Raw genomic sequence first — 26,826 nt, forward strand, 5'->3', positions numbered from 1 at the left:
GACCATGGCCAAAACCACTCTCTTCCGCCGGCAGGGCCCCGGCCTGTCCGCGGCCCCGCAGACCGTCGGCTCGGGCCGGGGTGCAGTCCTGGACCTCTACATCAACGAGGGCTTCGTGCCGATGGTGGACGGGGCCCTGGTCTACCACCGCGGCTTCGGGGACCGGCCGACGGCGGTGCGCGACCCGGAGCCGAGCCTGGCGGCCGCGCCGCGGGTCTTCACCGCCTCCGGCCAGCTGGTGGTCAGCCGCACCTACCCGCTCGGGCGGCCGGCGCCGCCCGCCGGGCGCCCGGCACCGCTGCGGCCGGACCCGGAGGAGCGGGGCTACTATCTGCCGCGGCGGGCGTACTGGGCCAGCTACTTTCCCGACCGGACCATCATTGCCGAAACCGGCAGCACCATCAGGCTGCGCATCCACAACCGGCTGGCCCAGCCGCACCAGCTGGCCATCCACGGGGCCGGGCCCAACCGGGGCGACGTCGGCAGCGGCCGGATCGCCCCCGGCGCCACCGCCCGGCTGGAGCTGCGGGCCCCGGCACCGGGAACCTATCTTTTCTCCGATCCCAGCAACGCGCCGGTGGAACGCACCCTGGGGCTGTACGGGGCCCTGGTGGTCATCGACCCGGCGCGGGCCTGGCACCTGGGCCCCAACGGGCCGGAGTTCGAACGCCAGTGGCTGTGGCTGTGCCATAACGTGGTGCCCGAATGGGCGCGCGTGGCCGCCCGCGGCGGCACCGTGCAGGCCGGCGGCACCGACATCGCCCCGCGCTACTTCACCCTGAACGGCTTTGCCGGCTTCCAGTCCCTGGCCGTCACGAAGGACCCGGAACTGAACGAGGCCCGCGAGGAGGACACGCTGCCCTCCGGCTTCCCGCGGCGGACCGACGTGCGCGATTTCAGCCGGTCCCCGGCCCCCGGCACGGTGCTGACCGGCCAGCTGATCCGGATGGCCAACGCGGGCCTTGTCGGACACCAGCTGCATTTCCACGGCAACCACGTCTGGACCGTACGCGCCAACGGGCGGGACTTCCCGCGCGAGGACGGGTCGGTGATGGCCGACGGCCACATCAGCCTGCAGCAGTGGGAGGACACCGTCTCGCTCATGCCGCTGGAGCGCAAGGAGTCCGTCCTGCCGATGTTCCGGCCGCCGGACGTCGTCGACGCCGTGTGGAACGCCCGGCGCACGGACTGGAAGTACCCGATGCACTGCCACGCCGAGCCGTCACAGACGGCGGCCGGCGGGCTGTACCCGGGCGGCCTGGTGGCCGACTGGGTGCTGGCCGCCGGGCCGACCCCGGACCAGCACCACCTGTACGCCAGCCAGGTCGACTTCGCCTCGGACCAGCCGCACGAGGGCAGCCCGGAGACCCAGTTCCGCCAGCGCCCGCAGGTGGCCATGGAGCTGGATTTCTTCGGCCGGGAGCTGGAATTCCCCGACGGCTCCGAGCATGACGTCTGGGGTTTCGAAAGCGGCAAGTCCGGGCGCGGGCTGCCCTCGCCGCTGGTCCGGGCCACCGAAGGCCAGATCGTCCACGGAACGATCAAGCCGAGCAAGCGCGTGCACACCATCCACTGGCACGGGATCGAGCCGGATCCGCGCAACGACGGCGTCGGGCACACCTCCTTCGAAGTCACCGGCCACTACACCTACCAGTGGCGGCCGGACGTGGCCGAGGCCGGCAACCCGAATCGCGGCGCGGCCGGCACCTACTTCTACCACTGCCACGTCAACACACCGCTGCATGTGCAGATGGGCATGTTCGGCCCGATCATCATCGACCCGGCTGTCGATCCGGCGGATCCGCCCGCCCGGGGAACCCGGCGCCTGTTCATCGACGGGCCCGAATACGACATCGCCACCGAAACCCTGCTGCTTCCCTATTCCCTGGACTCCCGCTGGCACGAGCTCAACCATGCCGCAGGCCTCTCGGGGGAGGACGCCGGCCTGAACCGCTTCCAGGCCGACCACTTCTACCTGCTGGGCGGCAACGTCCCCACGCGGCCGCGCGGGGACCGGGTCTGGAGCATCTCCAGCATGCGCGCGAATGTGGCGGGAAGCGGCCGCGCGCCGACGCTGGTCAGGATGGTCAATGCGGACTACTTCCCGACCCTGACCGAGTTCACCGACATGGGCGGCAATCCGGTGGCAATGGCGGAACTGGTCTCCCACGACGGGCGCCCGTTCCGGCACACCCAGGACCCGGACGGGCCCGCCGTGCCGGTCTGGGCCACGGACAGTCCGTTGATCACCAACCGGATCGCCTCCGGCGCGGCCGAAAAGTACGATTACCTGCTGCGTCCGCCGGCCCCGGGCCAGTACCTGATCACGGTCAAGTTCCTGACCTGGGTGCCCGGCCGGGTCCGTGCCGTGCGCAGGGTCACCGTCACGGCCCGGTAAGTGCTCAGGCCTGCCGGGCCGTGACGATGACCAGCGGGGGCAGCCGCAGGACCGAGGTGTTGTCCCGGAAGGGGTCGGTGAACTCCACCGCAAAGTCCGCGGCCGAGGCCGGCACCAGGTAGCTGATCCACAGCTGCTCCGCAGACCCGGGCGCGAGCGCGCCCGGGCCGCGGCCGGCACGCTGGGGTGTAATGGTTTCCCTGCCGGCCCGCAGCCGCAGCTGGCCCGGCGAAAAGGTGATGGGGCCGTCCCCGGTATTGCGCACCTGGAGCTCCAGCAGGACCACATCGCCCCAGGTCAGGTTCACCGGCTGCGGCCAGCCGCTGCCGGAATGGCCCTGCCCGTGCCCGGCCAGGACGACGGCGGGGCTTGGGCCCGGTGCCGTGACGGCGGCCTCAGCGACGGTGCCGGGGGCGGGCAGCAGCGACAGCGCCGGCTGCCCGACCAGGGGTGACGGCGTGCCGTCGGCCTGGAGCCGGGCCAGGCGGCCGGCCCGCAGCAGGGTCAGCGAGCCGAAGGCGGTGCCGGCGCTGGTCCGGGCCTGCTGTTCGGTCCGGGCCACGATGCCGAAGCCCGCTCCGCCGACCACCAGGGCCGCCCCGCCGCCGAACAGCAGCCCCAGCTGCCGGCGGGTGAGCACCGGAGTCTCCGGCTCCGGGCCGGCCTGATCCGTTTGCCGTTCCTTGCCTGCGCACACTTCCGACACGGCCAGTACCTGCCTCTCCGATCGCAGCTGTGCAGCCGATCGTGGCGCAGCCGGCTTGGAAAAGGCTTGTGCCCGGCGCCGGCACCTTCGGTTCCGCAGAACCGGAACCGAAGGTGCCGGCGCCGTTCCCGTTCCGCGTCCCTGCCGGGCAGACTGGTACCGGACACTACTGTCCGGACCACACCGGCGGGAAAGGCGGAGCCGTCCCATGGGCACAGAACCAGCAACAGCACCCGAACCAGCACCCCACCGCAAGCGCATCGGTTTCCTCTCCTTCGGGCACTGGCAGTCCGCCCCCGGCTCGCGCACCCGCACGGCCGCCGATGCCCTGCTGCAAAGCATCGAACTGGCCGTGGCCGCCGAGGAGCTCGGGATCGACGGCGCTTACGTGCGGGTGCACCACTTCGCGCCGCAGCTGTCCGCCCCGTTCCCGCTGCTGGCGGCGATGGCCGCCCGGACCAGCCGCATCGAGCTGGGCACCGCCGTCGTCGACATGCGGTACGAGAACCCCCTCTACCTGGCCGAGGAGGCCGCGGCCACGGACCTGATCAGCGGCGGGCGGCTGCAGCTGGGGATCAGCCGGGGCTCGCCCGAACCGGCGCTGCGCGGCTCGGAAGAGTTCGGCTTCGTGCCCCGGGAAGGGCAGACGGACGCGGACCTGGCGCGCGAGCATACCCGGCTCTTCCGGGCCGCGATTGCCGGGGCGGGCGTGGCCCGGGCCGACCCGCGGATGACCGGCACCTCCGGCGCCCTGGCCGTCCAGCCGCAGTCCCCGGGGCTGCCGGAGCGGATCTGGTGGGGGTCCGGCACGCGCCGGACCGCGGAGTGGGCGGCCGCGCAGGGGATGAACCTGATGAGCTCGACACTGCTGATCGAGGACACGGGCGTGCCGTTCGCCGACCTGCAGGCCGAACAGATTGCCCGCTACCGGCAGGCCTGGGCGGAGGCCGGCTGGGACCGCCGGCCGCGGGTCTCGGTCAGCCGCAGCGTCATCCCGATCACCAGTTCCGAGGACCTGCTCTACTTCGGCAACCGGAACGGGGAGGGGGACCAGGTCGGCCTGCTGGAAGGCCACATGGCCCGGTTCGGCCGCACCTACACCGGGGAGCCGGACGTGCTCGCCGAGGAGCTGGCCCGGGACGCTGCGGTCCAGGCCGCGGACACCATCCTGCTCACCGTGCCCAACCAGCTGGGCGTGGACTACAACGCCCGGCTGCTGGAGACCATCGCCCGGGAGGTGGCGCCGGCGTTCGGGTGGCAGCCGGCCGGACGCCGCTGACGGTTCACCCGGGCCCGGGTGCGGGCATAGACTCAAGACAACTGCCGCATGTCCACCTGCCGGAGGCGCAGCATGAGCAACCTGGAGAGCAACCCGCGGGAACTGACCTGCACCGGGACGGCCGGCGTGCTGACCCGGCCCGCCGTGCAGGTCCTGGCCCCGCGCGAGGTGCCCCTCGGCGGGCTGCGGGCGATGCCCGTGCGGCGCACGCTGCCGCAGCGCGAGCGCTCGCTGATCGGGCCCTGGTGCTTCCTGGACCACTACGGGCCGGACGATGTCCGGGCCACCGGGGGCATGCGCCTGCCCCCGCATCCGCACACCGGGCTGCAGACGGTCAGCTGGCTGTTCAGCGGGGAGATCGAGCACCGGGACAGCGCCGGCTACCACGCCCTGGTCCGCCCGGGCCAGCTGAACCTGATGACCGCCGGCCGCGGCATCAGCCATTCCGAGGTCTCCACCGCCGCCACCTCCGTGCTCCACGGCGCCCAGCTGTGGCTGGCGCTGCCGGACCGGGAACGCTTTACGGATCCGGGCTTCGAACACTATGCGCCGCCGGCGGTGGCGGGCGAGGGCTTCGAGCTGCGGGTGTTCATCGGCTCGCTGGCGGGCAGCAGTTCCCCGGTGCGCACCTTCTCGCCGGTGCTCGGCGCCGAGGTGCTGGTTGACGCCGGCGCCACCGTGCCGCTGGCCGTGGACCCGGCCTTCGAGCACGGGGTGCTGGTGGATGCCGGCAGCCCCGCGGTCAACGGCCAGCCGGTGGCCCGCGCGGAACTGGCCTACCTGCCGCCCGGCGGGCAGGAGCTGGTCCTGGCCGCCGGGGACGAGCCGGTGCGGGTGCTGCTGCTGGGCGGGCAGCCGCTGGGGGAGACCATCGTGATGTGGTGGAACTTCGTGGGCCGCTCGCACGAGGAGGTCGTCCAGTACCGGGCCAACTGGCAGGCCCAGATCGGGGCCGAGCCGCCCGGCCCGCCGCTGCCGGCGGCCCAGAGCCAGTTCGGCACCGTCACCGGCAACACCATGGACCCGCTGCCGGCCCCGGCGCTGCCGAACGCAAGGCTGCGTCCGCGTGGCTGAGCCGGCCGCCGGTGCCCCCGCGGCACCGGGTGAAATCGACATTGTCCACAATCCGGAGCGCCGCCGGTACGAGCTGCGCGACGACGGCGTCGTCATCGGCTTCACCAAGTACCGGCGGGCCGGGGGCAAGGTCGTCTTCATCCACACCGAGGTCGACGAGGACTATGCCGGCCAGGGCCTGGCCTCGAAGCTGGCCCGCTTCGCGCTGGCCGACGTGCGGGCCTCGGGCCGCCGGATCGTGCCGGTCTGCCCGTACATCGCCTCCTGGCTGCGCACGCACCACGACTTCGATGACCTGGTGGACTGGCCGGCAGAGCAGGAAGGCTGACGGAGTGGAACCGCTGCACGGAGGCAAGCTGTACCTGGACAAGCAGCATCCGGCCCTTTGGCGGGCGCTGAACGGCATGGGCCTGAAGGCCAAGGAGGCCGCCGAGGCGGCCGGGCTGGACCGGATCCTGATCGAGCTGCTGTACGTCCGGATCTCGCAGCTCAACGGCTGCGCCTACTGCCTGAACCTGCATGTGGGGCAGGCGCTGGAGCACGGGGAGACCCAGCAGCGGATTGCCGTGCTGCCGGCCTGGCGGGACACCGAGGTGTTCACGCCCAAGGAGCGGGCGGCCCTGGCCCTGGCCGAGGCGGTTACCGAGCTGGCCGGGGCGGACGAGCTGGAGCGCGAGCTGGCCGAGGCCCGCACCGGGCTCAGCGACGACGAGTTCTCCGCCGTCAACTGGCTGGTGATCACCATGAACGCGTTCAACCGGGTCTCGATTGTCAGCAGGCATCCGGTGCGCAACAACCGCCGGAAGTAGCCGGCCTACGGGCCGGGACGCAGGGCCTCGGTTGCCGTCGTCCGCACCGCCTCGGTGAGCAGCTCCAGCAGCGGGGAGCTGATTTTCCAGCGCTGCCAGTACAGCGGCACGTCCAGGGGCATTTCCGGGGCGAGCTCGCGCAGCGCCCCGCTGGCCAGGCCGTCCAGGCAGTGCTGCTCGGGCAGCAGCGCCCAGCCCAGGCCGAGCCGGACCGCCTCCGCGAATTCCGCCGAGGCCGGGACATAGTGCCGGGGCGCGTGCAGGTCTCGCCCGGTCAGCTGCCGGTAGAACCGGTTCTGGATCTCGTCCTTGCGGTCGAAATCCACCACCGGGGCGTCCCCGGGCCAGCCGGTCTCCTCCGGCCCGGCGTCCGGGCGCGGCCAGGCCGCGAGGAAGTCCGGGCTGGCCACCGCGCGGTAGCGCAGTGCGCCCAGGGCCTCGACGGTGCAGCCCTGGACCGCCTCCGGGGCCGCGGTCACCGCCGCCATGACCCGGCCGGTCCGCAGCAGGGCGCTGGAGTGCTGCTCATCCTCCCGGTGGATCTCGAAGCACGCCCCGGCCTCGCGCGGAATCCGGGCCAGCACGGGCAGGAACCAGGTGGCCAGGGAGTCCGCGTTGACCACCAGCGGCAGCGTCGCGGCGCCGCCGGCGTCGCCGAGGGCGCGGGCGGCGTCCGCCTGCAGCTGGCCCACCTGCCGGGCCAGCCGCATCACGGCCTCCCCTGCGGCGGTCGGCAGCACCGGCACGCTCCGCTGCAGCAGCACCTGGCCCGCGGCCTGCTCCATCGCCTTGATCCGCTGGGAGACCGCGGACGCGGTCACGTGCAGCTGCCGTGCGGCGGCTTCGAAGGTGCCCTGCTCCACCGCGGCGGCAAAGGTCGCCAGATGCTCCAGCTGGAAATGCTTCATTAGAGAATCTTAGGTATCCAGAGAATCTTTAGCTGTACCGGGTGAAGCACCTGCCGGTAGCGTCGACGGTTGTGACTACAGCAGACATCCTCCAGTCCGTGGTGCTGGGCCTGGGTACCGGGCTGGCCCTGATCGTGGCCATCGGCGCGCAGAACGCCTTTGTGCTGCGCCAGGGCATCCGCGGCGAGCACGTGGCCGCCGTCGTGCTGATCTGCGCTGCGTCCGATGCCGTGCTGATCGCCGCCGGCATCCTGGGCATCGGCACGCTGGTGCAGGTGGTGCCGGTGGCCCTGGACGTGATCCGGCTGGCTGGTGCGGCCTTCCTGGCCGGCTACGGGGTGATGGCCGCGAAGCGGGCGATCCGCCCGGGCTCGCTCGTGGCGGCCGCGCAGGCGGGCCGGCCCGGCGCCCGGGCCGCGGTGGGCACCGTGCTGGCGCTGACCTGGCTGAACCCGCACGTCTACCTGGACACCGTGCTGCTGCTGGGCTCGGTGGCCAGCAGCCAGGGCGAGGGACGCTGGCTCTTCGGCGCCGGGGCGATGCTCGGCAGCGTCCTCTGGTTCTGCGCGCTCGGCTTCGGGGCCCGGCTGCTGCGGCCGGTCTTTGCCCGCCCCGGTGCCTGGCGTATTCTGGACGGCCTGATCGCCGTTGTGATGTTCACCCTGGGCATCCGGCTCGCCTTCGGCCTGTAGGCGCCGGCTGTCCGGGACGGGCAGGAAGGGGAAAACGATGCCCCCGCACAGGCGCGCCGGCCCGGAGCCGGCAGCCGAGGTCGTCGCCATTACCGCCGAAACCTGGCCCTTGTTCGAGGAACTGCTCGGCCCCGGCGGGCTGCAGGGCGGCTGCTGGTGCTCGTGGTTCCGGCTCTCCTCGAAGGAGTACGGCGCCGCCACCTCCGCCGGGCGCAAGGCCTTCGTGCACGGCCGGGTGCTCGACGGCGAGCCGTTCGGCCTGGTTGCCGTGGTCGAGGGCATGCCTGCGGCCTGGGTATCGGTCGCGCCGCGGGCCTGCCACGCCCGGCTGCTGCGGTCCCCGATCGCCCGGCTCCCGGAGGGGGAGGAGGAGGGCGTCTGGTCCGTGGCCTGCTTCTACGTGGCCGCGAAGGCGCGCGGGCGGCACCTGACCGGGCAGCTGCTCGAGGCCGCGGCGGCGTACGCGGCCGGGCACGGCGCCCGCGTGCTGGAGGGCTACCCGGTGGACCCGGGCGGGGAACGGATGGCCCCGGCCGGGCTGTACCACGGCACGCTGGCGATGTTCCTGCAGGCCGGGTTCGAGCTGGTGGAGCGCCGGGGCGTCCGCCGGGCGCTGGTGCGCCGGCAGCTGCCGCCGGGCCCCGGCCGGGACTGAGCCGGAAGCCCGGCCTCAGTCCTGCGGTTCCCGTTCCGGCAGCCCGCGCAGCAGCCGTCCGGTCCGGCGCGCGTCCCGGTAGGCCAGGACGACGGCGGCGATGGCCAGGCCCAGGCTGAGGATGCCCAGCGGATTGCACAGCGCCGTGGACAGGCCCAGCGCCGAATCGCCGAGCAGCCGGGACATGACCGAGCCGCCCCGGGCGCCAAAATCCGGCACGGTGAAGCCGAAGCCGAGGGCCGCCAGCCAGGCGCCGGCGAGCACCGCGGAGGTGTCCGCCGGCGCGGCAAACGGACGGTACTTCGCCGCCGTCGCCGTCGTGCGCACACCCGCGAGCAGCAGCAGGATCAGCAGCACCGGGCCCAGCGTGAAGGCCAGCAGCACGGTCAGCTGGCCGCCGATGCCGAACAGCACCCGCCCGGCCGCCGCCCACAGCGGCACGAGGAGGGCCATCGGCACGCTCACCGCGGCGACGGCGGTGCGGAAGGCCCCTGCCGGGCGGCTGATGCGGGCCGGGCGGGGCGGACGGACGGAGGCGGAGTTCACCGTTTTACTGTACGTTCCCCGCCGGTCCGGCCGGCCGCCAGTCCGGAAACTTCCGGAACGGCGGCCGGTGGATGGCGGGAGGCCGGAGAGAAAATCTCGATTTGGTAACGGAATAACGTTCGTGTAACGTTGCCCGCGTGCCCGGGGCCAGTTCCCCGGCACGCCGGGCCTATCCGGCATCAAAAAACCGAATATGCTCGGCGCTGCCCACACCATACGCCGTCAACATGGCAGTCGTCGTAAATGACCTCGATCTGACGAGTGGTTGACGGCGGCGCTATGAAATCCGGGGACGGATGGAGCGAAGGTGGCCCTGCGGAGCATCGTGAACGTAATCAAAAACACCAAACTCGGCCGCGTCCTGCGCGGCGGCCTGGCCGTTGCGGCCCTGAGCGGCGCCGGCGTGGCCATGGCCACTCCCGCCAACGCTGCGGACGGCGCGACCTGGGACGCCCTGGCGCAGTGCGAGTCCGGCGGCAACTGGAGCATCAACACCGGCAACGGCTTCTCCGGCGGCCTGCAGTTCACCCCGAGCACCTGGGCTGCCTTCGGCGGCACCGGGGCTCCGGAGAACGCCAGCCGCGAGCAGCAGATCGCCGTGGCCGAGCGCGTCCTGGCCGGCCAGGGCTGGGGTGCCTGGCCCGCCTGCTCGGCCAAGCTCGGCCTGTACGGCAAGGCAGGCGCCGCTCCGGCCGCCGCCCAGGCCCAGGTGAGCACCCAGTCCACCCAGGTCAAGCCGGCCACCCCGGCCCCGGCCGCCCCCGTGCAGCAGCAGGCACCGGCGCAGCAGGCCCCGGCCGCCCCGGTCCAGGCCCCGGCCGCTCCCGCGGTCAGCGGCGACACCTACACGGTCCAGGCCGGCGACACGCTGGGCACCATCGCCGCCAAGCTCGGCATTGCCGACGGCTGGCAGGCCCTGCACGCCGCGAACGCCGGCACCGTGGCCAACCCGAACCTGATCTTCGTCGGCCAGGTTCTGCAGCTGCCGGCCTAAGGATCCGGGCCCTCGGGCCCGTTCCCGGCAGTCTGCCGGAGCGGCTGCGCCTCATGGGCGCGCCGCGACCAGGAAAAAGCCCCGCGCCCTTCCCCATCTGCGCGGGGCTTTTTCCTGCCCCGGGACTGCCCCAGGACGCTTCCGCCGCCGTGCGGCCCGGACCCTCGGCCGGCTGCCCGGCCGGGCCCGCTCAGCTGCCCGGGATCTCCGCGGGCCGCCGCCACTTCCGCTGCGGCGCCCGCCAGCGCACGATGGCTTCCAGCAGCCCCTCGGCGGTCTCCTCGACAATGAGCGCGTTGCGGAACTCGTCCGTGACGAAGCCGGCGCCGACCATGCCGTCCAGGCCCGCCAGCAGCGGATTCCAGAAGCCGTTGACATTGATGAAGGCGATCGGCTTCGCGTGGATGCCCAGCTGCAGCCAGGTCCAGGCCTCGAAGATCTCCTCCAGCGTGCCGATCCCGCCCGGCAGGGCCACGAAGCCGTCGGCGAGGTCGGCCATCAGCTGCTTGCGCTCGTGCATTGAACCCACCACGTGCAGCCGGCTCAGCCCGGTGTGCCCGACTTCCGCGGACTGCAGGGCGTCCGGTATGACGCCGATGACCTCGCCGCCGGCGGCCAGGGCGCTGTCGGCCACCGTGCCCATCAGGCCGACCCGGCCGCCGCCGTAGACGATGCCGACCGAATGCGAGGCGAGCCCGGCGGCGAACCGGCCGGCAGCCTCGGCGAACAGGGGATCATGACCCGGGGACGAACCGGTAAAGACAGCCAGACGCATGCCTGCCATTATCGCACCCGGGACGGGGCGGGCGCTGGATGCTCAGCCGCCGGCGACCGACTGGATGATCAGCACCTCCTGGCCGGGATTCACCCGGGTCCCGGTGCCGTCCAGGCGGCGGATGTCCTCGCCGTCCAGGAAGCAGTTCACATGCCGGCGGATGGCCCCGGTTTCGTTGCGCACCCGGCGGTCGAAGACCGGGTACTCCCTAGCCAGCTCGTCCAGCAGCTGCCCGATGGTGGCCGGCTCCCGGAGCCGGACCGGCAGTTCGCGGCGGTTGCCGGTGTGCTGGGCCAGCAGGCCGGGAACGACGACGGTGACCGTCGGCTCGGCATCGTCCACCTTCGGCGCTCCTTCTGCCGGTGTCCTCAGCGGCCCGGCAGCACGGCGGCGCACGCAGAGCACATCCGGCAGGTGCGCGGCCACCTCGGTGAAGTGCGCTCCCTCGTCCGCGCTGGCGTAGACGCTGCCGCCGCGGGTGCCCAGGTACACGCCCGCCGGTTCGGCGGTGTCGACGGCTGCCGCATCGCGCAGCACCACGTTGAATTCGTGCTCGGGAAGGCCGGCGTCCAGCCGCAGCCAGGAGGCTCCGGCGTCATCGGTGCGGTGCACCGCCAGCCGCCCGTCGGGCGGGATCCGCTCGCAGTCGGCCTTGATCGGCACGATCCACGCCGTGCCGGCGCGGTGCGGGTGGGCCAGCATGACGAAGCCGAAGTCCGTGGGCAGTCCGTCCGCGATGGAGACCCAGGTGTCGGCGTTGTCGTCCGAACGGTAGATGCCGTGGTGGTTCTGTGCGTACAGCCGCCGCGCGTCCCCGGCGTCCCGGGCGATCTTGTGCACGCACTGGCCGACTTCGGGGTTCGGATCCGGCAGGAAGTAGGCGCTGATGCCGTGGTTGCGGGCCTGCCAGGTGTGTCCGCCGTCGGAGCTGCGGTAGACACCGCCGGTGCTCATCGCCACGTGCACGGTGTCCGGATCCGCCGGGCTCGGCAGGATCGAATGTGCCGCCGCGCCGCCGTAGCCGGCGCCCCACCGGTCCTTGTCGGGATGTTCCCAGAGGCCGCGGTTGAGCTCGAAATGCTCGCCGCCGTCGGTGGACTTCCACACCGAGATCGGCTCGCAGCCGGCCCACACCACTCCCGGCCGGTCCGCGGCGTCCGGGGCCAGCTGCCAGATCCGCTCCACCGCCGCGCCGTCGCCGGGCCCGAAGCGGATGGCACCGTTGTCCGGTTCGGTCCAGGTTCCGCCCAGGTCGTCCGAATGGAACACGGTGGGGCCGAAATGCTCGGAGCGGGCGCCGACCAGCAGGCGCGTGCTGCCGCCGCGGGTGTCGATGCCGATGCTGGGGATCTCGTTCATCAGAAAGTGCGGACCGGACAGGGTCCATTCCGTCCGGTCCGCGCTGGTGGCCAGCCAGAGGCCCTTCTTGGTGCCGATGGCCAGCAGGGTGGTTCCGGGGGAGGCTGCAGCTGCCATGGAACCCATTCGACCACCGCCGCCGCGGTGGTGGCAACGGCCGGGCGCCGGGCGGGCGCCGCCGGGGAGGGATCCGGGAGAGAATAGCCGGGTGCCCGCCGAACCCGTACCCGAAGAGACCAGCCGCGCCCCCGGACCCGGACGGGCCTGGCTGTGGGTCCTGATCGGGGCCGCGATCCTGACCCAGACCGCGCTGAACCTGGCCCGGCCGGTGGTCTCCTACAAGGTGATCGCCCTCGGCGGGGACGCCGCGGCGGTCGGGCTCATCGCCGCCGTCTACGCCACGCTGCCGGTGGCGGCGGCCCTCTGGCTGGGGCGGGTCACCGACCGGCTGTCCTCGCTGCGGGCGCTGGTGGCCGCCGGAGCGGTGCTGCTGGCCGCCGCCTGCGCCCTGCTGGCCTGGGCCCCGGACCTGCTCTGGCTCGGGGCGGCCAGCGCGGTGCTGGGCATGGGGCACCTGGTCTTCACCATTGCCGGACAGTCGGCGATCGCCCGGTACGCGCCGCTGAACCTGCTCGACGCCGGGTTCGGCTGGTTCACCGCCGCGTTCTCCGGCGGCCAGCTGGCCGGCCCGCTGCTGGCGGGCCTGCTGCTCGGCCAGGGCCTGGCCGCGGGCGGGGACGGGCGGATGGCGGCGATCAATGCCGCGCTGCTGCTGGCCGCTGGCATCGCACTGGCGGCCTGGCCGCTGATGGCCGCCTACCGGCCCGGCGCCCGCCGGCGGCCGGCCGGACGGGCCGCCACCGCGCCGCCGGACGCGGCCGCGCCGGCCGACTCCGCGCTGCAGATCCTGCGCCGGCCCGGGGTGGCGTGGAACATGGTCGCCGCGCTGGCCCTGCTGGCCACCATCGACATCCTGGTGGCCTTCCTGCCGCTGCTGGCCGAGGAACGCGGCGTCGGCCCGGTGGCGGTCGGCGCGCTGCTGGCCGTGCGCGCCTGCGCCTCCATCATTTCGCGCCTGGCCCTTTCGAAGCTGCTGCAGCGCTTCAGCCGCCACCAGCTGCTGGTCGCCAGCCTGCTCGGCTCCGGTGCCGCGCTGCTGTTCACCCCGGTGTTCCTTGACCTGTTCTGGGCCGCAGCCCTGGCCCTGGCGGTCGGCGGGCTGCTGCTCGGGCTGGGCCAGCCGCTGACCATGTCCCTAATCACCCAGTCGGTCCGGCCCGAATCCCGCGGCGCCGCCCTGGCGCTACGGCTGCTGGGCAACCGGGTGGGACAGGTCGGGCTCCCGCTGGCGGCCGGCCTGCTTGCCGCCCCGCTCGGGCCCTCCGGCGCGGTCTGGTTCGCCTGCGCGGTGCTCGGTGCCGCCGGGGCCGCGAAGCTGCGCCGCCCCGGCTGAAACCCCGCCGCCGGGCGCCGGGCCCGCCGCGGCCTGCTTGTCCGCTCCCGGGTCCGGGAGCATGCTGGTACCGACGGACGCGGGACACGGGAGTATGGGCATGGACGAGGATCCGCAGCTGCGCAGGGAACTGTCGGAACGCATCGAACGGCGCCGGGCAAGCATCGGCGCCTACCTGCGCGAGGTCCGGCCCCGGCAGAACCGGCTGAGCACCCTGAGCGTGGTCGGCAGTTCCGTGGTGGCGGCCCTGACCGCCGGACCGGGGCTGGGCCAGGAAGGCTTTACCGACACCGTGGCCGGGCTGCTGTCGCTGCAGGACAGCTCGCTGGTCTGGCAGGTGCTCTGCCTGCTGGCCACCATCCTGTCCGTGGCGGTGGCCCTGGCCACCCACCTGGCCACGAACAAGGGCAAGGCCGACCAGATCAGCGCCGCCGAAACCAGCAGCGCCGAACTCGAGGGGCTGCAGACCGCCCTGACCTTCGGCAACCTGCCGCTGGGGGAAGCGGTGCGGCTGTACCAGCAGTACTCGGTCAAGGCGGCGTTCGTGCAGGACCTGCCGGGGGAGGCAGCCGGACGGGCTTAGCATCGTAAGGGTGACGACGGCCGAGAAGCAGCCCTGGCAGGGCCACCCCAAGGGCAGCAAGGCCTACCGGAACCTGCTGCTGGCCCTGCTTTTTGGCGGCCTGGCCACCTTCGCCCAGCTGTACTCGGTGCAGGCGGTGCTGCCCGGGATCGCCCGGGACTTCGGGGTCAGCGCCGCCGACGCCGCCCTAAGCGTGTCCGCGGCAACCCTGGGCCTGGCGCTCGCAGTCATTCCCTGGTCCTGGGTGGCCGACCGGGCAGGCCGCAAACGCGCGATGACCTGGGCGATCGCTGCCGCCGTCGCCTTCGGCCTGCTGCTGCCGCTGGCTCCGGGGTTCGGTTCGATGCTGGCGGTGCGCTTTGCCGAGGGCGCGGCCCTGGGCGGGATCCCCGGCATCGCCCTGGTGTACCTGAACGAGGAGGTGCAGAAGCTGCACGCGGCGGTCGCGGCCGGCACCTACGTGGCCGGGACCACCATCGGCGGACTCGCCGGGCGCCTGGTCGCCGGCCCTGTGGCGGGGGTGCTGGACTGGCGTGCCGGGGTGCTGGCCGTGAGCATGGCCGCGGCCGCGGCGGCCGCCCTGTTCGTCTGGCTGGCCCCGGCACCGCGCGGGTTCCGCCCGGTGGCGCGCGGGCAGGGGCCGGGCCTGGCTGCGCTGCTTCTGGCGAACCTGCGCCCGCCGCGGCTGCTGGGCCTGTACGCCCAGGGGTTCCTGCTGATGGGCGGCTTCGTGGCCGTCTACAACTACCTCGGGTTCCGGCTCGAAGCCCCGCCGTTCTCCCTGCCGGCCTCCCTGGTCAGCCTGCTCTTCCTGGCCTACCTGGCCGGTACGGTGTCCTCGCGCCTGGGCGGCGGGCTCACCGTCCGGTTCGGCCGGCTGCCGGTGCTGCTGGCCTCGCTGCCGGTGATCCTGGCCGGGCTGGCCGCCACGCTGGCGCCGGCGCTGCCGGTGGTCCTGGCCGGGCTGGTGGTGTTCACCGCCGGGTTCTTTGCCGCCCACTCGGTCGCCTCAGGCTGGACCCCGCGGCTGGCCGAGCAGGGCCGGGCGCAGGCCTCGAGCCTGTACAACTTCTTCTACTACGCCGGCTCGAGCCTGCTCGGCTGGGCCGGCGGGTTGTTCTTCGGCGCGGCCGGCTGGCCCGGCGTGGCGCTCTTTGCGGGCGCACTGGCCCTGCTGGCCGGGACGACGGCGGTGCTCACCCTGCGCGGGGCGCCCGGCGAGGGTGCCGGCCGCTGACTCACCGGCCGCGGGGCACCGGGCGGGCCTGCCGCCTGGAGAGCCCGTCGATGAATTCCAGCACGGCCGGGTGCGCCGGGTTGATCAGATGGCCCCCGTCCACCAGCACGGCCTCGCTCCGGGGCAGGGCCTCGGTGAGCCGGGCGGTCACCCGCCGGAGGGCTTCCGGCGAGTCCCGGGCGGAGACGACCAGGGCCGGCTGGCCGATCCCTGCCAATTCCTCCCCGGTCAGGGCGGACGCCTCGGCGCTGAGGTCCAGGCCCCGGCCCCTGATCTCGGCCAGGACCGCCGGGCTGGTGTCGTCGAGCATGGTCTTGACCACCTCGGGGAAGGTGGCCCACTCCCGGTCCCCGAGCACCTCGCGCAGCACGGTTTCCGCCGCCGACCCGGGATCCTCCTCCGCCGCCTGCAGCACCCGCTGCCGCAGTTCGCCGGCCCACGCCGCGGCCTCGGGATCCAGACTGAACACCGCCGGCTCGAGCAGCACCAGCGCCCGGACCTTGTCCGGGAAGCGGCGGGCCAGTTCCAGGGCGACCAGGCCGCCGGTACTGCGGCCGATGACCACCGCGGGCACTGCCGCGAGCGCGTCCAGCAGTGCGGCGGCGTCCGCGACATGCTCGGCCAGGTCCACGGCGGTGAACGGTTTGGGACGGGAACTGCGGTAGAAGCCCCGGCGGTCGTAGGTGATGCACCTGCCGTGCCCGGCCAGCTCCCCGGCGGCCTCCGCCCACAGCAGGGCCGAGCTCGGGGTGCCGTGGATGCCGAGGATGGCATCGCCTTCGCCGAGTTCCTCGTAGTACAGCTCGATGCCGTTTACGTGCACAGTGGGCATGGGGTCAGGGTAGGACTCTTCGGCGGCGCCGTACAGGCCGCGGCGCGGCGGGGGCCTATGCTGGCAGACGTGGAAGCTGAACGCACCCTGCCGGCCGCGCCTGCCCGGGGCCTGAACCGGCGCATCCTGGCCCTGGCCGTGCCGGCCTTCGGCGCGCTCATTGCCGAGCCGCTGTTCCTGCTGGCGGATTCGGCCATCGTCGGGCACCTGGGCGTGGCGCAGCTGGCCGGCGTCGGGCTGGCCGCCACCGTGGTGCAGACCGCCGTCGGGCTGATGGTCTTCCTGGCCTACTCCACGACCCCGGCCGTGGCCCGGCTGCTGGGGGCCGGGCGGATGCCCGAGGCCCTGGCCGCCGGCCGGGACGGCATCTGGCTGGCCGTGCTGATCGGCGTGGTGCTCTCGGTGGCGGGCTGGATCTGGGCCCCGCAGCTGACGGCCGCCATGGGCGCGGCCGGCCAGGTCCAGGGGTTCGCGGTGGACTACCTGCGCTGGTCCATGCCCGGACTGACGGCGATGCTGCTGGTGCTCGCGGCCACCGGCGTGCTGCGCGGGCTGCAGGACACCCGCACGCCGCTGGTGGTGGCCGGCGCCGGCTTCCTGGCCAATATCGCCATCAACCTGCTGCTGGTGTACGGGCTGGGGCTGTCCGTGGCCGGCTCGGCGCTGGGCACCAGCCTGGCCCAGTGGGGGATGGCGGCGGTGTACCTGGTCATCCTGTACCGGCTGGCGGCCCGGCACGGCGTGCCGCTGCGGCCCCGGTGGGCCGGCATCCGCGGCGCGGCGCACGTGGGCTCGTGGCTGATGCTGCGGACGCTGTCGATGCGGCTGGCGCTGCTGGCCACCGTGTTCGTGGCCGCCGCGCAGGGCGAGGTCAGCCTGGCCGGGCACCAGCTGGTCATGACCATGTACAGCTTCCTGGCCTTTGCGCTGGATGCGATCGCCATTGCCGCCCAGGCCCTGATCGGCAAGGAGCTGGGGGCCGGGCGCACCGCGGTGGCCCATGCGCTGACCCGGCGGATGATCCTGTGGGGCGTGGGCTTCGGCGCCGTGACCGGGACGCTGCTGGCGGCCGCAGCGCCGGTCGCCGGCTGGCTGTTCACCTCCGACCGGGCGGTGGTCGAGGCGGTTACGGCAGGGTTGTGGCTGCTGGCGGCAAGCCAGCCGGTGTGCGGCTACGTCTTCGTGCTCGACGGCGTGCTGATCGGTGCCGGCGACGCACAGTACCTGGCGGTGGCCGGCGTGGTGAACCTGGCGGTATATATTCCGCTGCTGGCATGGGTCCATACCGCGGCCCTGTCCGGGGCGGCCGGACTGGCCTGGCTCTGGGCGGCCTTTGCCCTCGGCTACACCTTGGCCCGGGCGGCCACGCTGGGCTGGCGGATCCGGACCGACGCCTGGATGGTCACCGGTGCCCGCCGGCCCTCCCGGCGCAGCATGGCCGCATAACCACCCGGACACCGCATAAACTCGGTACAGTGAGTGCTTCCCCTGCTGCCGGCTGCTGGCAGCCCGTCCTGTTCCGCGCCGTCGTGGCCGCCGCCTTCGGTGCCCTGTCCATCTTCTGGCAGGAGCCCGCGCAGGGGACGGCACCGCTGGCCATCGGGGCGTTCCTGCTGCTGACCGCCGCGGCGGTCTGGCTGCTGGCCCGGCGGCCGGCGCTGGCCCCGCAGCGTCCGCTGCTGGCCGCCGCGGCGGGCGTGCAGGCCGCGGCCGGGGTGCTCGTGCCGCTCTTTCCGGCGGCCTGCGCCTGGCTGGCCGCTGCCGCGCTGGTGCTCTCCGGAACGGCGGAACTGCTGCTGTGGTGGCGCAACCGGAGCCGGACGGCCGCCGCCGGCGCCCTGGCGCGGGACTGGCTGGTCACCGGTGCCGCGGCCGCCGGGGCCGGCCTCGCGCTGCCCTTCCTCGCCCCGCTGGGGGCGCACGCGCTGCTCGGCGTGGTCGGCGGCGCGGCGATCATCACCGCCGTCGTCCTGCTCATTGCTGCCCTCAGCTACCGCCACGACGAGGCCGCCGCCCGCGCTGCCTGACGCCGGCGGACCGGGCCGGAGCTGTGGCAGGTAGACTGGATAGGGATTTTCAGCAGTAACCAGGAGGAAACCACCGTGGGGAACAATGCGTCCGGACGCCCAAACGATCGGCGGCCGTCCGTCAAGGCGCCCCTGATTTTTTCCGCAGTGCTGGGTGTGATCGCCGGTTTCTTCACCATGATCTTCGCCACCGGCGGCGCAGCCAAGACCCTGCGCTGGGACCTGGGGCTGACCGCCGCGGGAATCGCCTTCATTGCCTCCCTGATGGTGGTGGCGGTGCTGACCATGTCCACCAGGGACAACCCCGAGCACCTGAGCCAGGGATCCGGGGTCAACCGGGTCTCCTCCAAGATTCCCGGCGGCGCGGGCTCGGTGAACCCGGGTGCCCCGGCGGCCGGCCGGCAGGAACCGGAGACCCGTCCGGACGCCGATCCCGACGACGACGACGGCGCCGCGCCGCGCGCCTGACCGGCGCTTCGGCTCCGCCGCCGTCCGGCGGTGCCGGCCTGCTGCCGGAAAGCAGGTGCCTTACGCGCTGCCGGCCGTAGCGTGTTTGCGGGCCCGGTAGGCGGCCACGTGGGTGCGGTTGGCGCAGTTGCCCGTGTCGCAGAAGCGCTTGGAGCGGTTGCGGGACAGATCCACCAGCACCGCGTGGCAGCCCTCGGCGGCGCACAGCTGCAGCCGGTCCAGTTCCTTCTCGCGGATCACGTCCACCAGTGCCATGGCCGCCTCGACCGCGAGCCGGACATCCACGGGGGCGTCCGGCGTGGTGGCGTGCAGGTGGTAGTCCCAGTGGTCGTGCTTGACCAGCTGGGGGAGGGCGCGGGCCTCGCGCAGGATGGCGTTGACGATCTGCACCGCCTCGTCCTCACCGGCCGTCCAGACCGCCCGGAGCCGCGGCCGCAGCTCCCGCACCGCTGCCAGCTCGGCCTCGGTGTGCGCCCGGGACCTGGTGAATTCGATCACGTCGAGGAACCCGTCCAGCTCCGCCGGAGTGCCCAGCTGGTCCACCTCCTGCTCCGCCGTGTTGACGAGCCTGGCCATGTCCAGGAGGGACCTCTCCGTGTCATAGGCAAACGTCACTTTGACTCCTGACCTCCTCCAAAGTAGTGTCATTAGTATACCTGCGGGTTGCTCCTGACATGCCTGCCGGATCCCGCGGCATTCCGCCGCTTCTTCCGTGCCCGCAGCCAGGACCCGCCATCCGATTCTGTGTTTTGGGAGGTTACCCATGCGTTCTTCCGCGGAGACCGCCGCCGGCCGGCCGCTGCGCCGCCCCCTGCGGCCGGGGATGTCCGGTGTCTGGATTGCGCTGGCCTCCTCCGCCGTCTTCGGGCTGTCCGGCTCCTTCGCCAAGTCCCTGCTGGAAGCGGGCTGGACTCCCGCCGGGGCCGTCGCGGTCCGGCTGCTCGGGGCGGCGCTGGTGCTCCTGCCGCCCGCCCTGCTGGTGCTGCGCGGGCGCTGGGGAAGCCTGCGCAGCAACTGGCGGACCATCGTGCTCTTCGGCCTGATCGGTGTGGCCGGCTGCCAGCTCTTCTACTTCAATGCCGTCTCCACGCTCTCGGTGGGCGTGGCCCTGCTGCTGGAGTACCTGGCCCCGGTGCTGATCGTGCTGTGGCTGTGGATTTCCACCCGGCGGATGCCGCGCCCGGCAACCATGGCCGGTTCGCTGCTGTCCCTGGCCGGCCTGGTGCTCGTGCTGGATGTGGCCGGCGGGATGAAGCTCGACGCCGGCGGCGTCCTGTGGGGGCTGGGCGCTGCCGTGTGCCTGGTCATCTACTTCTTCATCACGGCCAAGGCGAACGACACCCTGCCGCCGCTGGTGCTGGCCGCCGGCGGGATGCTGGTGGGCGGTGCGACCATGCTGGTGCTCGGCGCCGCGGGGGCGGTGCCCATCGCGTTCAGCCTGGCCGACACCCGGCTGGCCGCCTGGCACACTCCCTGGTGGGTCCCGCTGGCCGGCCTGGTCATCTTTTCCACGGTGCTGGCCTACGTCAGCGGCATCATGGCCGCCCGCGCCCTGGGTTCCACCGTTGCCTCGTTCGTTTCCCTGACCGAGGTGCTCTTCGCCGTGCTCTGGGCCTGGCTGCTGCTGGGCGAACTGCCGGCCGGCATCCAGCTCACCGGCGGGGCGCTGATCGTCGCCGGGGTCCTGCTGGTGCGCCTGGATGAACTGCGCCGCGCCCCGCGGCCCCGCACCGGCAAGGCCGGGCCGGCAGTGCCGGCGCCCGCAGCCGGCACCCGGCAGGACACGCATCCGCCGGCGGCTGCAGTCCACGCCGCCGTCCACACGGCCGGCGACACTGCCCCGGCCGGCACGGCCGGACGCCTGCGCTAGGCAGGACCGGCGGCGGGTTCAGAAGACCAGCCGCGCCACGGCGAGGCCGCCCAGGACCGCGGCGACGGTGAGCACACCGGTGCCCAGGGCATTGAGCACCGCCCGGCGGTGGTCGCCGCCCTGGGCCAGGCGGACGGTTTCAACCATGGCGGTGGAGAAGGTGGTGCAGCCCCCGCAGAACCCCACACCGGCGGCGGCGAGCGCCGGAGCCGGGAGGGCCCCGGCCGTGGCTGCGCCGGTGAGGACCCCCAGGAGCAGCGATCCGGTGACGTTGATGAACACGGTGGCCGCGGGGAAGACCGTGGACCAGCGCGCCCGGATGAGCCCGTCGACGACGAACCGGGCGGCGGCCCCGGCCCCACCGGCGGCCGCGATGAGGACAAGGATCATCGGCCGTTCCCGTCCCGGGGCCCGTTCCCGCTCCGGATTTGGCGGCGCCGGCCGGCGAAGGCAACGCCGGCCAGGCAGGCGAGGACACCGCCGAGGAGCGAGGCGGCGAAGTAGCCGGCGGCCACCGCCGCGGAACCCCCGGCCAGCAGCTGCTCGACCTCGAGGGCGAAGGTCGAGAAAGTCGTGAACCCGCCCAGCACCCCGGTGCCGAGCCCCAGCCGCACCATCCGCAGCCGGGAAGTTTCGTTCCCGGCCCGGACCAGGACTTCCAGCAGCAGCCCGAGCAGGAACGCCCCGGCCAGGTTCACGATGAGGGTGGCCAGCGGCCACCCGTCCCGGGCCGGGACGGCGGTGTTGAGCCCGTAGCGGGCCAGAGTGCCGGCGGCCCCGCCCAGGGCGACCAGCAGGACCAGGCCCGGGTGCAGGTGGGGCCTGGGGCTCATGGATGTTCTCCGGGCACCGGTCCGCTACCGGGGTGCGGGAGCAGGATCACCGGCCGGTGCTGGTGGGAGGCCAGCCGCGCGGCCACCGAGCCGGTGACTTTTTCCGCCACCCAGTGGCCAAAGCCCGGTTCCCGGGTGCCGACGGCGATGGCCAGCGCGTCCAGTTCCTCGGCCACCTTGTGCAGGGCCCGGGCCGGGGCCCCGGTGGTGTAGTGCAGCCGCCACGGCGCAGGGGAGCCGGCCAGGACCTCCTCCAGCCGGGCGGCCATAAGCTCCTCGCCGGTGGGCCGCGAAGGGTCGTCGACCGCGTCGGGGTCCAGCGGGGTGGCCACCCACGTGCCGTCGGGGCGTTCGGCGGCAACGTGCTCCCCGTCCGCCCACACGCAGACCAGTGAGGCACCCATCCGGGCGGTGAGCACGGCAGCTGCCTGGACCACCTGCGGGTGCTGGCCGGGCAGTGTTCCGAACACCACCGTGGAACCGGCAGGTTCCCCGTGCCAGGGCCGCGGCACAATGATGCTCACCGGGGCCGCCTGGTGGGCGGCTCCGCCGGGGTGTGGGTCATGCCGTCATTTAACCACGCCCCGTGGCCACGCTCCGCAGGACCTGCCGCGGCTGGCCGCCGTCGCTCCTGCGCCGACATTCCCGGCGGACATTCCCCCGGGCCGGCTTCCGCGGACAGGGCCAAACCGTTGGTACCGGCCGGTAACCTGCAGCCATGGACAACCGCCACGGCACCTTCCGGTTCCCGGACCAGGGGAGCGGTTCCGTGCTGGAGGTCTGCCTCCACAAGCTGCTGCTGGACGCGTGGACCGGCCTGCCCAACGTCCCGGCTGCCGCTCCGGTGCCCGCACCGCACCCCGTCGTCGAACTTGCGCAGCAGCTGGCCGGCCAGGACATCGGTACCCTGGACGACGCCGGAACCATCGACTTCCTGAAGGGCGCCACCCGCCTGCACAACATGGTCCAGTCCCTGGTCCTGGCGGCCCTGCACCGGTTCACGGTACTTCGTCCTGCCACCGGCAACGAGGCCGGCGCGGTGGACGGGTATTCCCGCTTTGCTGCAGGGGAAGTTTCCGCGGCCCTCGCCCTGGGTGAGGCAGCTGCCCGGAAGAACCTCAACGACGCCGCCTACATCTGCACCCAGCTGCCGGCGACGGCAGCCGCCATGGCCTCCGGGGAACTTGACCTGAAACGCGGCACAGCCATCGCCCGCGCCTCGGCGGACCTGCCGCCGGAGATCCTGCCGGAATTCGAAGCGGCAGCGGTCCCGGGCGCCGGCACCATCACCAGGCAGGGCGTCGAAGCGCGGGCCCGAACCGCCCGGCACCACCTGCATCCGGAACCGCTCCAGGAGCGCCACCGGCGCGCCTACGGGTCCCGCGACGTCGCCCTGGTGCCCCTGGAGGACGGGATGGCCGAGGTCTGGATCCGCACCGGCGCGGACAAGGCCTTCCTGATCTACCACCGCGTCCAGGCCCTGGCCCGCTCGCTGCAAGGCCCCGGCGAGGCCCGGATCCTGCCGCAGCTGCGCGCCGACGTGGTCACCGACCTGCTCCTTGGAACCGGGACCGGGCGGACGCGGGCAGCGGGCACGGCGGACATGGTGCGGTGCACCCGGTGCGGGCGCAGGCCGGGCGCCGGCCCGACGGTGGCGGGCGTCGCGGTGACCTTGTCGCTGGAAACGGCCGCCGGCCTCAGCAACCAGCCGGGCAGCCTCGCCGGCTACGGCCCCATCCCGGCAGCACGGGCGAGGGAGCTGGCCGCGCTGGCAAAATCCTGGCTCCCCGTCCTCACCGACGGCAACGGCCGGGCCATAGCCGCCGCAGCCAGGCTCCGCATTGCGCCGGAGTGGCTCAAACGCCAAGTGCGGCTGCGGGACCGGCGCTGCCGCTTCCCCGGCTGCCGCCGCGCGGCCGTCTACTGCGACATCGACCATGTCACCGCCTGGAAGGACGGCGGGGAAACCGTTTTGGAAAACCTGCAGTGCCTCTGCGACGTCCACCACGCGGCCAAGCAGCACGGCGGATGGACGGCGAGGCCCGGGCCGGACGGGCGCATTCAGTGGACCGCCCCCACCGGACACCGCTACACCACGGACCCGGACGACGATGGGGACATCGCCCTGCCGGTTGCGGACGTGCAGGCGGAGCCCGCCGGCGGGGAACCCGGGCCGGAGGCACCGCCGCCGTTCTGACCGGGCGGAACCGCTGTGCCGCCGGCCAGCTGCCGGGGACAATAACAAGAGGGACCCATGCCGAAGGGAAGCACCATGTGCCGCAATATCCACCAGCTGTACAACTTCGAGCCGGCCGCCACCAGCGCCGAGGTCGAGGCAGCCGCCCTGCAGTACGTGCGCAAGGTCAGCGGCAGCACCAAGCCGTCCAAGGCCAACGAGGCTGCCTTCAACGAGGCGGTGCACCAGATCGCGCACATCACCCAGCACCTGCTCGACTCGCTGGTCACCACCACGCCGCCCAAAAACCGCGAGGAGGAGGCCGCCAAGGCCCGCGCCCGGTCACTGGCACGCTTCGGCGCCGCCGGATAGCAGGCCAGGACCCGGGGAAGGCCTTGATCCCTTCCGGCCCGTCCGGCAGGCTCAGGCCCGGGCGCCGAAGCGGCGCAGCCGCAGCGAGTTCGCCACCACCAGCACGGAACTGGCGGCCATGGCGGCCCCGGCGATCATCGGGTTCAGCAGGCCCAGCGCCGCCACCGGAATGCCCAGCGTGTTGTACGCGAAGGCCCAGAACAGGTTGGCCTTGATCGTGGCCAGCGTCCGCCGGCTCAATTCGATCGCCTGGACCACCTGGCCCAGGTCGCTGCCCATGACCGTAATGTCCGCCGCCTCGATGGCCACGTCCGTCCCCGAGCCCATGGCAATGCCCAGGTCCGCCTGGGCCAGCGCCGCGGCGTCGTTCACGCCGTCGCCGACCATCGCCACGGTCCGGCCGGCCTCCTGCAGCCCCCTGACCGCCTCCACCTTGCCCTCGGGCCGCACCTCCGCGTAGACGTCGCCGGCGGCAATGCCGACGGCGGCGGCCACGTGGGCGGCCACGGCGGCGTTGTCCCCGGTGAGCAGGACCGGGCGCAGCCCGAGCTCCTTCAGCCGCCGGACGGCCGCGGCCGAGCCGTCCTTGACCGTGTCGCGGAGGCTGATTATGCCGGCCGGTTCGCCGTCCACCGCCAGCCAGATGGCGGTGGCCCCGGAATCCTGCAGTGCGGCGAAGGCCTGCTGCTGCGCGGCGGACGGGACAATGCCGTTTTCCTCCAGCCAGCCGGTGCGCCCGGCCACCAGCGCCAGGGCAGGGCCGCCGTCGTACGCCGCCGTGCCGCGCACGCCCCCGCCGGGGGCGCTGTGGAAGCCGGCCGGCACCGGCAGCGGGCCCGCGGCGCGGGCCGCCTCGACCACCGCCTTGGCAATCGGATGCTCCGAGCCGGCCTCCACCGCCCCGGCCAGCGCCAGCACCTCGGCGTCGCTGCGCCCGTCCAGGGCGGCGACGCCGGTGACCGCCAGCCGGCCGGTGGTCACCGTGCCGGTCTTGTCCAGCAGGATGGTGTCCACGTGCCGGGTGTCCTCGAGGATCTGCGGGCCCTTGATCAGGATGCCCAGCTGGGACGCGCGCCCGGTGCCGACCAGCAGGGCGGTGGGGGTGGCCAGGCCCAGGGCGCACGGGCAGGCGATGACCAGCACGGTCACCGCGGCGGTAAAGGCCGCCTGCAGGTCGCCGCTGAAGAGCATCCACAGCCCGAACGCGGCGGCGGCGATGGCCACCACGATGGGGACGAACACCGCGCTGATCCGGTCGGCCAGCCGGGCGATCGGTGCCTTGCCGGCCTGGGCCTGGCTGACCAGCCGGGCCATCTGCGCCAGCGTGGTTTCCGAGCCGGTCCGGGTGGCGCGCACCAGCAACCGGCCCGAGGTGTTGATGGTTGCGCCGATCACGGTGTCGTCCACGTCCACCTCGACCGGAACGGATTCGCCGGTGATCAGCGAGGTGTCCACGGCGGAACGGCCCTGGATGACGTAACCGTCGGTGGCGATCTTCTCGCCCGGGCGGACCACGAACTCGTCCCCGGGCACCAGCTGGCCGGCGGGGATCCTGGTTTCGACGCCGCCGCGCAGCACGGTGGCTTCCTTGGCGCCGAGGTTCAGCAGCGCCCTGAGCGCGCTGCCGGCCTTCTGCTTGGCACTGGCCTCCAGGTAGCGGCCCAGCAGCAGGAAGGTCACCACCACGGCGGCGGTTTCGAAGTACAGGCCGTGGCCGGCCATCTCGGCGTGCCCGTGTGCGGTCATCATCGGATCCATGCCCAGCTGCCAGGCGGAGAAGACGAAGGCTGCGAGCACGCCGAGGGAGACCAGGGTGTCCATGGTGGAGGCCAGGTGCCGGGCGTTGACGGCGGCGGCGCGGTGGAACGGCCAGGCGGACCAGAAGACCACCGGGGCCGAGAGGAGCAGGGCGGCCCAGCCCCAGTGCGGGAACTGGGCGCCGGGGACCATGGCGATGATGAAGACCGGAATGGTCAGGGCGGCGGCGGTCCACAGGCGCGGGCGCAGCCGGGCGGCGGTGCCGCCGTGGGCGAGGTGGTCCTCGGGACGGCCCAACCCGTGCTGTCCGGTTTCGACGGCCTCCGGTGCCGGACGTGCGCCGCCCCGGGTTTCCGCTGGTGCAACAGCCGTTGGCGGACCGGCAGGTGCGGGGGCTTCCTTCAGCCGGGCCTTGTAGCCAATGGCATTGACGGTGTCGACGATCTGCTGGTCGGTGACGTCCGCGGGCACGGTGACCTGGGCGGCCTCGAGCGGGAGGTTGACGCTGGCGGAGACGCCCTCGATCTTGCCGAGCTTGCGCTCCACGCGGTTCACGCAGGAGGCACAGGTCATGCCCTCGATCTCAAGTTCGACCAGCCGGGTGTCCGGCTTCCCGGCGTTGCCGGCGCCGCCGGCAGCGGTGCCCGTCTGCTGGACCATGGAACCTCGTTTCGTCTCTGGCGCGCCGGCGGTGCGGCGGCGGTTCCCCGGGGTGCCCGGGAAACCGCCGCCGGGGTGCGGGCGCCTGGCGCCGGGGAGCGCGGCCGGGCCGCTCAGGCGTCGGCGGCAACCACGAGGTAGCCGGCTTCGGCCACTGCCTCGCCGATCTGCTCCGGGTCCAGTGCTCCCTCGGAGGTGACGGTGGCGGTGGAAATGCCGCCCTTGTTCAGGTCGATGTCCACGTGCTGGACGCCCTCGAGGGAGGTCAGCTCCTCGGTCACGGCGTCGATGCAGTGGCCGCAGGTCATCCCGTCGATGCTGATCCGGGTAATGGTCATGGTGTTCTCCTTCTCCAGGCGGGG

Annotated in this window: 29 protein-coding genes and 1 pseudogene; 17 read left to right on the plus strand and 13 right to left on the minus strand. The window is 73.1% G+C overall.

Annotated elements, in window-relative coordinates; all coding sequences use genetic code 11:
- The first annotated feature begins 4 nt into the window (after positions 1 to 4).
- Positions 5 to 2,398, plus strand: a complete 2,394-nt coding sequence (locus HGG74_RS14005; RefSeq protein WP_168487305.1) for a multicopper oxidase domain-containing protein — start codon at positions 5 to 7, stop codon at positions 2,396 to 2,398.
- A 4-nt stretch (positions 2,399 to 2,402) separates the two neighbouring features.
- On the opposite strand, the gene HGG74_RS14010 is transcribed toward HGG74_RS14005, so the two are convergent.
- A complete protein-coding gene (locus tag HGG74_RS14010) occupies positions 2,403 to 3,104 on the minus strand; it encodes a DUF4352 domain-containing protein (protein WP_168487307.1) in 702 nt (233 codons plus the stop codon).
- A gap of 208 nt (positions 3,105 to 3,312) precedes the next feature.
- On the opposite strand from HGG74_RS14010, the gene HGG74_RS14015 reads away from it, so the two are divergent.
- The 4 genes from HGG74_RS14015 to HGG74_RS14030 all read left to right on the plus strand — a co-directional run bounded on the left by HGG74_RS14015 (position 3,313) and on the right by HGG74_RS14030 (position 6,266).
- Positions 3,313 to 4,383: an LLM class flavin-dependent oxidoreductase gene (locus HGG74_RS14015; protein ID WP_168487309.1), complete on the plus strand. Its 1,071-nt coding sequence runs from the start codon at positions 3,313 to 3,315 to the stop codon at positions 4,381 to 4,383.
- A gap of 72 nt (positions 4,384 to 4,455) precedes the next feature.
- A complete protein-coding gene (locus tag HGG74_RS14020) occupies positions 4,456 to 5,457 on the plus strand; it encodes a pirin family protein (RefSeq protein ID WP_168487311.1) in 1,002 nt (333 codons plus the stop codon).
- Positions 5,450 to 5,785 (plus strand): GNAT family N-acetyltransferase, encoded by a 336-nt coding sequence (locus HGG74_RS14025; protein WP_312856848.1) that lies wholly within the window; start codon positions 5,450 to 5,452, stop codon positions 5,783 to 5,785. Before HGG74_RS14020 ends, HGG74_RS14025 begins: the two co-directional genes overlap by 8 nt.
- 4 nt (positions 5,786 to 5,789) lie before the next feature.
- Positions 5,790 to 6,266 (plus strand): carboxymuconolactone decarboxylase family protein, encoded by a 477-nt coding sequence (locus HGG74_RS14030; RefSeq protein ID WP_312856849.1) that lies wholly within the window; start codon positions 5,790 to 5,792, stop codon positions 6,264 to 6,266.
- 5 nt (positions 6,267 to 6,271) lie between these two features.
- Here the strand turns inward: HGG74_RS14030 and HGG74_RS14035 are convergent, their stop codons facing one another.
- Positions 6,272 to 7,174, minus strand: coding sequence for a LysR family transcriptional regulator ArgP (locus tag HGG74_RS14035; RefSeq protein ID WP_168487315.1), 903 nt, complete (start codon positions 7,172 to 7,174; stop codon positions 6,272 to 6,274).
- Positions 7,175 to 7,245: 71 nt separating this feature from the next.
- Between HGG74_RS14035 and HGG74_RS14040 the strand changes: the two genes are divergently transcribed.
- The gene (locus HGG74_RS14040; protein ID WP_312856850.1) at positions 7,246 to 7,866 is read left to right on the plus strand and encodes a LysE/ArgO family amino acid transporter; all 621 of its coding nucleotides are present in this window, start codon (positions 7,246 to 7,248) and stop codon (positions 7,864 to 7,866) included.
- A gap of 37 nt (positions 7,867 to 7,903) precedes the next feature.
- The gene (locus HGG74_RS14045; RefSeq protein ID WP_168487317.1) at positions 7,904 to 8,521 is read left to right on the plus strand and encodes a GNAT family N-acetyltransferase; all 618 of its coding nucleotides are present in this window, start codon (positions 7,904 to 7,906) and stop codon (positions 8,519 to 8,521) included.
- Positions 8,522 to 8,536: 15 nt separating this feature from the next.
- Here the strand turns inward: HGG74_RS14045 and HGG74_RS14050 are convergent, their stop codons facing one another.
- On the minus strand, positions 8,537 to 9,067 hold the full coding sequence (locus HGG74_RS14050) for a hypothetical protein (protein WP_168487319.1): 531 nt from the start codon (positions 9,065 to 9,067) through the stop codon (positions 8,537 to 8,539).
- Positions 9,068 to 9,401: 334 nt separating this feature from the next.
- On the opposite strand from HGG74_RS14050, the gene HGG74_RS14055 reads away from it, so the two are divergent.
- Positions 9,402 to 10,061 carry a transglycosylase family protein gene (locus HGG74_RS14055; RefSeq protein WP_376766144.1) on the plus strand — a complete coding sequence of 220 codons (660 nt, stop codon included), beginning with the start codon at positions 9,402 to 9,404 and terminating at the stop codon, positions 10,059 to 10,061.
- Positions 10,062 to 10,251: 190 nt separating this feature from the next.
- Here HGG74_RS14055 and HGG74_RS14060 read toward each other — a convergent pair whose 3' ends face one another.
- From HGG74_RS14060 to HGG74_RS14070, 3 genes and pseudogenes are all read right to left on the minus strand, one after another.
- Entirely contained in the window at positions 10,252 to 10,836 is a 585-nt protein-coding gene (locus tag HGG74_RS14060; RefSeq protein ID WP_168487321.1) for an LOG family protein, read from the minus strand.
- Between the two features lie 42 nt (positions 10,837 to 10,878).
- Positions 10,879 to 11,241 carry a MoaD/ThiS family protein gene (locus HGG74_RS14065; protein WP_312856854.1) on the minus strand — a complete coding sequence of 121 codons (363 nt, stop codon included), beginning with the start codon at positions 11,239 to 11,241 and terminating at the stop codon, positions 10,879 to 10,881.
- A pseudogene (locus HGG74_RS14070) lies at positions 11,227 to 12,321 on the minus strand (WD40/YVTN/BNR-like repeat-containing protein); the annotation flags it as partial. The pseudogene HGG74_RS14070 and the gene HGG74_RS14065, both read right to left, overlap by 15 nt.
- Positions 12,322 to 12,403: 82 nt before the next feature.
- Here HGG74_RS14070 and HGG74_RS14075 point away from each other — a divergent pair.
- From HGG74_RS14075 to HGG74_RS14085, 3 genes are all read left to right on the plus strand, one after another.
- Complete coding sequence (locus HGG74_RS14075) at positions 12,404 to 13,648, plus strand: MFS transporter (RefSeq protein ID WP_312856851.1); 1,245 nt, start codon at positions 12,404 to 12,406, stop codon at positions 13,646 to 13,648.
- A gap of 100 nt (positions 13,649 to 13,748) precedes the next feature.
- Positions 13,749 to 14,231, plus strand: a complete 483-nt coding sequence (locus tag HGG74_RS14080) for a hypothetical protein (RefSeq protein ID WP_168487325.1) — start codon at positions 13,749 to 13,751, stop codon at positions 14,229 to 14,231.
- A 10-nt stretch (positions 14,232 to 14,241) separates the two neighbouring features.
- On the plus strand, positions 14,242 to 15,468 hold the full coding sequence (locus tag HGG74_RS14085; RefSeq protein WP_376766142.1) for an MFS transporter: 1,227 nt from the start codon (positions 14,242 to 14,244) through the stop codon (positions 15,466 to 15,468).
- A 1-nt stretch (position 15,469) separates the two neighbouring features.
- On the opposite strand, the gene HGG74_RS14090 is transcribed toward HGG74_RS14085, so the two are convergent.
- Entirely contained in the window at positions 15,470 to 16,300 is an 831-nt protein-coding gene (locus tag HGG74_RS14090) for an alpha/beta fold hydrolase (RefSeq protein WP_168487327.1), read from the minus strand.
- Between the two features lie 57 nt (positions 16,301 to 16,357).
- Between HGG74_RS14090 and HGG74_RS14095 the strand changes: the two genes are divergently transcribed.
- The 3 genes from HGG74_RS14095 to HGG74_RS14105 all read left to right on the plus strand — a co-directional run bounded on the left by HGG74_RS14095 (position 16,358) and on the right by HGG74_RS14105 (position 18,795).
- Positions 16,358 to 17,746 (plus strand): MATE family efflux transporter, encoded by a 1,389-nt coding sequence (locus HGG74_RS14095; RefSeq protein WP_168487329.1) that lies wholly within the window; start codon positions 16,358 to 16,360, stop codon positions 17,744 to 17,746.
- A gap of 29 nt (positions 17,747 to 17,775) precedes the next feature.
- Positions 17,776 to 18,327 carry a hypothetical protein gene (locus HGG74_RS14100; protein ID WP_168487330.1) on the plus strand — a complete coding sequence of 184 codons (552 nt, stop codon included), beginning with the start codon at positions 17,776 to 17,778 and terminating at the stop codon, positions 18,325 to 18,327.
- Between the two features lie 75 nt (positions 18,328 to 18,402).
- On the plus strand, positions 18,403 to 18,795 hold the full coding sequence (locus HGG74_RS14105; RefSeq protein ID WP_168487332.1) for a hypothetical protein: 393 nt from the start codon (positions 18,403 to 18,405) through the stop codon (positions 18,793 to 18,795).
- 60 nt (positions 18,796 to 18,855) lie between these two features.
- Here HGG74_RS14105 and HGG74_RS14110 read toward each other — a convergent pair whose 3' ends face one another.
- Positions 18,856 to 19,410, minus strand: coding sequence for a CGNR zinc finger domain-containing protein (locus HGG74_RS14110; RefSeq protein ID WP_168487334.1), 555 nt, complete (start codon positions 19,408 to 19,410; stop codon positions 18,856 to 18,858).
- A gap of 208 nt (positions 19,411 to 19,618) precedes the next feature.
- On the opposite strand from HGG74_RS14110, the gene HGG74_RS14115 reads away from it, so the two are divergent.
- Positions 19,619 to 20,665, plus strand: a complete 1,047-nt coding sequence (locus tag HGG74_RS14115) for an EamA family transporter (RefSeq protein WP_168487402.1) — start codon at positions 19,619 to 19,621, stop codon at positions 20,663 to 20,665.
- A gap of 18 nt (positions 20,666 to 20,683) precedes the next feature.
- On the opposite strand, the gene HGG74_RS14120 is transcribed toward HGG74_RS14115, so the two are convergent.
- From HGG74_RS14120 to HGG74_RS14130, 3 genes are read right to left on the minus strand one after another with little or no spacing between them, the layout of a single operon-like run.
- Positions 20,684 to 21,055 carry a fluoride efflux transporter FluC gene (locus HGG74_RS14120; RefSeq protein ID WP_168487336.1) on the minus strand — a complete coding sequence of 124 codons (372 nt, stop codon included), beginning with the start codon at positions 21,053 to 21,055 and terminating at the stop codon, positions 20,684 to 20,686.
- Positions 21,052 to 21,498, minus strand: coding sequence for a fluoride efflux transporter FluC (locus HGG74_RS14125; RefSeq protein WP_168487338.1), 447 nt, complete (start codon positions 21,496 to 21,498; stop codon positions 21,052 to 21,054). Before HGG74_RS14125 ends, HGG74_RS14120 begins: the two co-directional genes overlap by 4 nt.
- Positions 21,495 to 22,022 (minus strand): universal stress protein, encoded by a 528-nt coding sequence (locus HGG74_RS14130; protein WP_168487340.1) that lies wholly within the window; start codon positions 22,020 to 22,022, stop codon positions 21,495 to 21,497. Before HGG74_RS14130 ends, HGG74_RS14125 begins: the two co-directional genes overlap by 4 nt.
- A 194-nt stretch (positions 22,023 to 22,216) precedes the next feature.
- Here HGG74_RS14130 and HGG74_RS14135 point away from each other — a divergent pair, with 194 nt between their 5' ends.
- Together HGG74_RS14135 and HGG74_RS14140 are read left to right on the plus strand one after the other, a co-directional pair.
- Positions 22,217 to 23,695 (plus strand): HNH endonuclease signature motif containing protein, encoded by a 1,479-nt coding sequence (locus HGG74_RS14135; protein WP_168487342.1) that lies wholly within the window; start codon positions 22,217 to 22,219, stop codon positions 23,693 to 23,695.
- A gap of 75 nt (positions 23,696 to 23,770) precedes the next feature.
- Positions 23,771 to 24,046, plus strand: coding sequence for a DUF2277 domain-containing protein (locus HGG74_RS14140; RefSeq protein ID WP_168487404.1), 276 nt, complete (start codon positions 23,771 to 23,773; stop codon positions 24,044 to 24,046).
- 51 nt (positions 24,047 to 24,097) lie between these two features.
- Here HGG74_RS14140 and HGG74_RS14145 read toward each other — a convergent pair whose 3' ends face one another.
- Together HGG74_RS14145 and HGG74_RS14150 are read right to left on the minus strand one after the other, a co-directional pair.
- Positions 24,098 to 26,464: a heavy metal translocating P-type ATPase gene (locus HGG74_RS14145; RefSeq protein ID WP_168487344.1), complete on the minus strand. Its 2,367-nt coding sequence runs from the start codon at positions 26,462 to 26,464 to the stop codon at positions 24,098 to 24,100.
- A 113-nt stretch (positions 26,465 to 26,577) separates the two neighbouring features.
- The gene (locus tag HGG74_RS14150; protein WP_168487345.1) at positions 26,578 to 26,802 is read right to left on the minus strand and encodes a heavy-metal-associated domain-containing protein; all 225 of its coding nucleotides are present in this window, start codon (positions 26,800 to 26,802) and stop codon (positions 26,578 to 26,580) included.
- Positions 26,803 to 26,826 lie beyond the last annotated feature (24 nt).

The organism is Arthrobacter mobilis, assembly GCF_012395835.1.
GTDB lineage: Bacteria > Actinomycetota > Actinomycetes > Actinomycetales > Micrococcaceae > Crystallibacter > Crystallibacter mobilis.